General features: G+C 31.1%; 7 protein-coding genes and 1 pseudogene. All 8 read right to left on the minus strand.

The annotated features are described in order from the left end of the window. Positions 1 to 8 precede the first annotated feature (8 nt). Positions 9 to 314 (minus strand): annotated as a pseudogene (locus LJ207_RS11995) (transposase); the annotation flags it as partial. 57 nt (positions 315 to 371) lie between these two features. After that, positions 372 to 605: a DDE-type integrase/transposase/recombinase gene (locus LJ207_RS12000; protein WP_229346737.1), complete on the minus strand. Its 234-nt coding sequence runs from the start codon at positions 603 to 605 to the stop codon at positions 372 to 374. 38 nt (positions 606 to 643) lie between these two features. Beyond that, on the minus strand, positions 644 to 1,399 hold the full coding sequence (gene istB / locus LJ207_RS12005) for an IS21-like element helper ATPase IstB (protein WP_229346738.1): 756 nt from the start codon (positions 1,397 to 1,399) through the stop codon (positions 644 to 646). Positions 1,400 to 1,412: 13 nt separating this feature from the next. After that, the gene (locus LJ207_RS12010; protein WP_229346739.1) at positions 1,413 to 2,006 is read right to left on the minus strand and encodes a hypothetical protein; all 594 of its coding nucleotides are present in this window, start codon (positions 2,004 to 2,006) and stop codon (positions 1,413 to 1,415) included. A 338-nt stretch (positions 2,007 to 2,344) separates the two neighbouring features. After that, positions 2,345 to 3,388, minus strand: a complete 1,044-nt coding sequence (locus tag LJ207_RS12015) for a site-specific integrase (protein ID WP_229346740.1) — start codon at positions 3,386 to 3,388, stop codon at positions 2,345 to 2,347. Next, positions 3,385 to 4,338, minus strand: a complete 954-nt coding sequence (locus tag LJ207_RS12020) for a tyrosine-type recombinase/integrase (RefSeq protein ID WP_229346741.1) — start codon at positions 4,336 to 4,338, stop codon at positions 3,385 to 3,387. The genes LJ207_RS12015 and LJ207_RS12020 overlap by 4 nt, the downstream gene beginning before the upstream one ends. Before the next feature lies 1 nt (position 4,339). Then, entirely contained in the window at positions 4,340 to 5,584 is a 1,245-nt protein-coding gene (locus LJ207_RS12025) for a site-specific integrase (RefSeq protein ID WP_229346742.1), read from the minus strand. A gap of 112 nt (positions 5,585 to 5,696) precedes the next feature. Then, entirely contained in the window at positions 5,697 to 6,464 is a 768-nt protein-coding gene (locus tag LJ207_RS12030) for a DDE-type integrase/transposase/recombinase (RefSeq protein ID WP_229346743.1), read from the minus strand. Positions 6,465 to 7,084: the final 620 nt, after the last annotated feature.

A 7,084-nucleotide genomic window follows, 5' to 3' on the forward strand; every position in this document is an offset into this window, starting at 1 on the left:
GGCTATCGGGGGTTTACTTTATCTCGTAACTCCCTTAATATTGCCAGTTCTAGTTCCTTTTCTGCTACAATTTTTTTAAGCTTATCATTTTCATAGCTCATTTTATCAATTCTATTTTCAATCTCTTTCATTTTCTTTTTTTCATCTTTAGGAAGAGATCTAACAGATCCAGTTTCTTTAGCTTTTTTAACCCAGCTGTAGACAGTATGTTTAGAAATATTATGTCATCTTGCTACAAGATCTGTGTTGCCAATTTCGCGACATTCATTTACAATTTGTTCTTTAGTTTCATCGGAATATTTTCTGTTTGCCATTGGTGTTTCCCCCTTGTAATTAGAGTATATCACTTTCAAACTTTTTCTCCAATTCTGTTAGGGGGCTATACAGATATCATCTGCAGTCATAGTTTGAAAGAGTTCTCCATGTATAATTTTACGGGAGTAGCCATCAAGAACGCAGATTAAATAGGCATGAGTATTTTTTACAGGAATATAACTAATATCGGTATGCCACATTTTGTTTGGCTGATCGACTTCAATTTTACCATCTGCATTTTTCTTTTTATGATATTCCTGTTCAGGAATAAGACCAGCTGTGAATGTCAAATAACATTTTACACTTTTCGTTAAATAAGATTTTACACCTAAGATTTTCCAAAAATGGTTTCTCTGTGGGTCAATCGGTAGCTATCACCATCTAAATTGATGATTTCGCACTTATGAATTATGTGATCTAAAATTGCAGCTGTAATAGCCTGATCACCTATTAATTCACCCCAATCTGAAGGGCCTTTATTGGAGGTGATAATGATTGAAGTCTGACCATAGAGTTTGTTTATCAGCTGGAAAAAGAGGTTGGATTCCTGTTTTTCCATTGCCATAAACATAATATCATCGATAATTAAGAGATCACACTTTAAAACTCTATTGAGTTTAGTTTTAGAAGATCTAATCATTTCAGCAGTCTTAAGCCAGTAGATTAAATCACTAATAGCTGCAAAGATTACTTTGTAGCCTTCGTTAATGGCATGAATACCGAGGCCGATGCTCAGATGAGTCTTACCTAAACCGCTGGGTCCGAGCAGGACTATATTGTAGCCCCGCTCAAGCCAGGATAGTTCTTTCAGTTGGTTAAACTGTTTTTTAGATAATGACTGCTGTTCTTCAAGATTAAACTCAGCCAGAGTTTTATACTCTGGGAATGCAGCCTGCTTTAAGTATTTTTCCAATCTGGCTGCTTCTCGTGCTTCAATCTCCTGGTCTAATATGTATTCTAATAGTTTTTCGCTGGTAAAAGAATTTTCAACAGCATGAGATAACATTTCTGATATATTATCAGAGGCATTTTTTAACTTTAAAACTTTAAATTTATCTTCTAGATTTGTAATTTGGGTTGTCATTTATACCTCCAGTTTATGAGTCAAATATCTTTTGATAGACATCAAGGTCTCTTACTGCTGGTTTAGCAGCAAGTTTAGCTTTATCTTTTTCATTTAAGGCTATGTTATCAGCTACCAGTAAAATATCATCATTTTTATATTTGATTTTTTCTTTATCGTAATAACTAGTGATATCTCTAAAATCACTGGCACTGTAGAGTTTATTACCAATACAGTATTTTAAAGCTTTTGTGATAGTTTCAGCATCTTTATCCTCTAAAACTTTTTTTATTACAAGCAGTTGGTCTCTGATATATCGCTGTTTTTCTTTTCTGATTCTTGATAGAAATTTATCTGCTCTTTTGTTATCAGGAAAGAGAAGAGTTATCTTTTCTATCAGCTTATCAATATTATCAGATTTCTTTCTTCCGTGATCTCTGTTTTTAGAGAGTTTACCTTTTGTTTTAATTATTTTATGTTCTGCCAGCTTAGCTGTACTTTCAAAATCATATATCAGGTATTTACCATTGTCTTCAAGCACTTTAACATAACTTTCAGGACCCTGATAGGTACCTAAAGGAACAGAATATCTGTTACCTTTTATCGGGATAGTATTGTCTTTTCTCACCTGATAAGTTATACTTAAGTCAGAAGAATTATTTTTAATTTTTTCGAATACTGGCTTCAGGTATTTCTTTTCGACGGTGAATACCTGAGCTGGTATTTTTTTCGTTGTGCCATGTATTTTTCCATTAGCACGGCGTTCAAGCCACTTAAGACAATCCTCATTCCACTTTTCCAGATTGATAAATGTTCTATGTGCTGCAAAGTTATTTTTAGCATAACCAACAACATTTTCAATACGGCCTTTATTATGTAAAGCTTCACATAATAAAGGTTATGCAAAGTATATGATTATGTAAAGTAAACTCTTAAACCACTATAATGAGTGCATAGTTTTTAAATTTACTTTACATAATTTAAGTTAATGTATTGGTCAAATTTTTTCAGCCAAATTAATAAATCATCATTATCCTGCCATTGAGGTTTTTCTTCTGGAGAAACATCAGTATAGGCTTTTTCAATTGCCTCGCGTTTCTGTCTGGAATCAGCTCTGGCATAGACTTCAGTTACCTGAACCGAGCTATGACCAAGAATATCTCTAATATAAACCAGATTAACTCCTGCCTGAAGTAAGTGCATAGCCTTTGAATGTCTCAATGAATGGCATGAGATTTGATCAGGTATTAAAGCAGCTGCTTTATCTCTAGCCATTTTACTGTATTTTTTTAGAATATAGTTCACTCCAGCTCTTGTGAGCTTTTCTTTACGACTATTAAAAAATAATGGATATTCATTTGCATAATCTTTCAATAGACCATTTGCTTCCATATATTTTCTTAATATGTTAGCTGTTGGTTCCATTAAAGGAACTATTCTTGCTTTTTTTCCTTTGCCAATTAGTTTAACTGTATATGGTTTATCAAAACGAATACTTGATGGTGTTAAATCAATGATTTCCTGAACTCTGGCTGCTGTATCATACATTAAACTCAGTATTGCCAGATTGCGTTGCCCTGATTTCAAACTTTGATCAGGCATTTCCAGTAATAATTTAATCCCCTCTAAGTTTAAATAATTTATTGTTTTCTTTTCTGTTTTTTTAACAGGTATTGATAATATTCTCTGCCACTCCTGCAGATTTTCAGGGTTTTGGTATTGAAGATATCTAAAGAAAGAATGTATAGCTGCTAACCGAATATTTCTGGTTGTTATGCTGCATTGTCGCTGGTTTTCTATCCAGTCTAAAAAATCAACTATAGTATCTTTTGTGATAATTTCTAAAGTAATATTTTCTGCAGAAATGTTTTTGCTATCCTTAAGAAAGTTAAGAAAAAGAATAAAGGTATCCCTGTAGGATAAAATGGTATTTTCGCTGACTCCTTTTTCACCAGGTAAATATTTTTTTAAGAAAGAAGTTAAATAATAAGAGAAATCATCATTTTTCATGGGAGCTTCACCTCTGGAAAAATATATGAGCAGAGATTATTGATTTCTTTAATTAATTTTGGATACATATCAGAAGTTAGCCTGACATATTTGTCTGTTGCTTCAAGTGATTGATGACCCAGGTATTGAGACAGAATAGGTAAAGAGTAATATAGATCAAGATCAGATTCTGACATTTTAACCAGTGAATGAACACTAAATGTATGCCGAAAATCATGGACTCGTGGACCTTTTCCTTTACCGCTATGAGATATATTGGCTTCCCATAAAATTTTTCTAAACCATTTGTAAATAGTATCGCTTGCATATCTTTCACCATTATACTGACTAAAAAAATATTTTTCTATTAAATTTTTTGATAAACATTTTTCTTTGTATAACAGACAGATATCAGTTAATGAATCCGACAAAGGTAAAATTCTATCTCTATCATTCTTAGCATTTCTAATAATAATATATTTTTCGGTTAAATTAACATCTTCAGTTTTTAAAGAGAGAGCTTCATTAACTCTTAAGCCGCATCCGTAAATCATACGGAATACAACTGGCATAACATATCTTGTATTTGATTTTTCTTTAAATTTAAAATTATCACACGCCTCAAAAAAGGCTTTGATCTCGTGATTAGAAAAAATATATGGTGTAAAAGTTGTTTTTTTAAATTTAATCTGTTCTGGAATATATGATTGGTAGCCAAGTTTGTTTAAATAAACAGAAAAATTCTTAATTGTATTAACTCTTTTGTATCTTGTAGTATCAGCTTCATTTTCCCTTTTTTTAGCCCATTCATCAGTAATATCTTTAGTTAAACCTATCTCGGTTACTTCATATTGAAGTATAAAGCGGTCAAATATTTTAAAAGTTGCAATATCTTTGTAGTCATAACCAATATTTCTTTTGAACTCTATATACTGTTTTAAAAGCACTGAATATATGCTCTTGAATTCCATTTTAGTTCACCTCCTGAATATAATAAGGTGAATTTAGAACTGGAACTTCAAGAGAACACTGTCTTAGAGAATTAAGATCTATTCTTAGATATGTTTTTGTGCTTTCTGTACTGCTATGACCCAGCACTTCTGAAATAACTGGTAGTGGAGTCTTTTGTTCCAGTAAAGAACAGGCAAGGCTGTGTCTCAGGGCATGGGGCCCATGTTTTTTCTTATCTAGATTATCAATTTTTGCTCTTTTTAAATAAAATGTTACTATACTGTGTAGTGTAGGTTCTTTGAGCTTACCATAAGGTTGACCCATACAAAGGAAAATATAGGATAAATCTGACTCTGGACGACCATATTTTAAATAATCAATAATTGCATTACCTACTTCTGTTAAAAGAGGTAGTTCAACTGTTCTGGCTGTTTTTGTCTGTTTAATTCTAATCATATTTTGTTTCCAGTTGATATTTTCAAACTTCATTCTACAAATATCAGAAGCTCTTAAACCAAGCCTTGCTGCAAGCAGTATCATCGCAAAATCTCGCTTTCCTTTAGGATTTGCTCTATCTACTGATTTAAGGAGTTTTTCAACTTCTTCTTTGGTATAAGTTGTTGGCAATTTGCTCTCTTTTTTGTAACCAATTTTTGGAATAATATAAGAAAAATCAGTCAGAAGAATTTCCTTCTGATATAAATATTTTAAAAAACCTTTTAAAGTACCAACCACATGATGAATTGAGGCATTAGAATATATTCCCAGATCATTAATAAACTGAAGAATATGTTGACTTTCTAGAGTTTTTAGTGAAAATATATTATTAGCTTTCAAATAATCTAAAAATCTTAATAAATGAATTTTCTTGCCTTCTATTGTTCTTAATGCATTTCCTTTAAACTTAAGGTGTTCGAGATAGTTTAAAATTACTTTACCAATTTCGCCACTAAAATCATATTTTTTAGAGACAGATCTAAATCTAATTACACCTGTAACTTGAAACTCACTTGTTACATTTGCAACTCGAAGAAGATCTTTTTCTTTTCTGCTTAAATTTTCATAAGGGCGATTTTTCATTATACTGAATATAAATTTTTCTCCTACTTGAGAATTATAAAATTCAATAGAATTTTTACTCATAAAATCATTTAAAAGCTTCCAACCCCTTTGATATTTTAGTTGAGTAGCCCTGTTATAAGATAAACTTTTAATATACACCTCCAGTTCTGAAATTAATTCTTGAAGTTTTTGCTGTTTTTTCATTTTCATTTTCCTCTCTATAATAATTAATCTTTTAGCTTTAATTAATTATAGAGTAATTATGTAAAGTAAACCAGCAAAAATTCCTAGTTTATCAACATTATTTTAATGTACTTTACATAATCATATACTTTGCATAACCTTTAGATTCAGGATCAGCTGCTCGACACATATATACTCTAAATTTTCTATCAAGCCTGTAGGATGCAAACTGATGAGTGTAGATTAAATCACCATAGTTTTCACTGTGCAGGATTAAACTATCCTGATCACAGACCGCCTCCTCTGGTATACCTTTAAAATATTCAAATGCATTTTCATGAGCTGCTACTACATCAGCTGTAGTTAATGGTCTATCAAACCATTCTATATATTTATATCGAGAATGGGAGAGAACAAATGCGATCAGATAGAGTTTAACTCTGGTGATTTTATCTGATTTGTAGACCCATTTTTCACCCATATCAACCTGCATCTGTTGACCCATTGGTGGATCTTCAACTGCCTCGTAGAGCCTGGGATGCTTTATTTTAGGGATGTTGTGCTCTTTTCTTAAATCTCTTATGTGATTTCTAAGAGTACTTTCTGTGAAACCAGGATATCCGTTAAGCTGTTCTTCAATCCAGTCATAGATTTGAGAAGCTGAGATATCAGGATGTTCTTTTAGCCAGTTTAGAATCTTGTCATGATACTTATCTGCTTTTTTAGTTCTGGTACTCATTGACTGAAGAACTTCTTTAAATTCTTCTGTATTTAAGTCATAGTATTTATTGAGTGTTGGTCTGCTGATATTTAATCTTCTTGCAATTTGAGATTTATTTAATCCTATTTCTTTTAATTGCTGGATTTTCATATGCATTTTATATCCATCTTCTTTGTTCAATATTTCTGCCCCCTTTTAGAATATTTAGAAGAATATTATATCCTAAAAGAGCAGATTGTGGTACTGGATTAATTTAACATATTTACCATTAGAAAATCATTACTTTTACATTATCTAGCAATATCCGTAAAATCTTATTTATCGTTTTCTGTAAAATCTATTTTATCATCTACAGCTGGCCTTTCAACAGATTGGGAACAATAAAAATCCTACTTTTTACAGTTATTATCAGAAAAAATTAAAAGAAAGAAAGTCTAAAAAAATAGCTTTAATTTGTTTCCAAAGACGCTTAGTTGATATTATTTATGCTATGATGAGAGATAGATCTGCCTACAAATTACCTTATAATATTGGTTATGAAGTGCTTGTTATAGCTGGTTAATTTAGTAACAGCTTTTTCAAAGCATAAATATTTAATCCTTAGGTTTCCTTACGCTAAAAATTAATACCATTTTCTATCATGGAAAATTTTAACTTGACATAGGACGTCTAACATATAGGGATATTTCAAAAAATAATTTATTAATTACACAGATTTATAAATTACTAAATTGCAATAATAAATTGAACTAATTTCAAACTGTAATAATTTTACTTGTATAAAATTAGTTTTAGTTGAT

This window comes from Halanaerobium polyolivorans (assembly GCF_020711195.1).
GTDB lineage: Bacteria > Bacillota > Halanaerobiia > Halanaerobiales > Halanaerobiaceae > Halanaerobium > Halanaerobium polyolivorans.

Excerpts from the sequence above, each read along its gene's own strand:
- LJ207_RS12025 (WP_229346742.1), bottom strand. The coding sequence starts at position 5,584 with ATGAAAAAACAGCAAAAACTTCAAGAATTAATTTCAGAACTGGAGGTG.
- LJ207_RS12015 (WP_229346740.1), bottom strand. The coding sequence starts at position 3,388 with ATGAAAAATGATGATTTCTCTTATTATTTAACTTCTTTCTTAAAAAAA.
- LJ207_RS12020 (WP_229346741.1), bottom strand. The coding sequence starts at position 4,338 with ATGGAATTCAAGAGCATATATTCAGTGCTTTTAAAACAGTATATAGAG.
- istB (WP_229346738.1), bottom strand. The coding sequence starts at position 1,399 with ATGACAACCCAAATTACAAATCTAGAAGATAAATTTAAAGTTTTAAAG.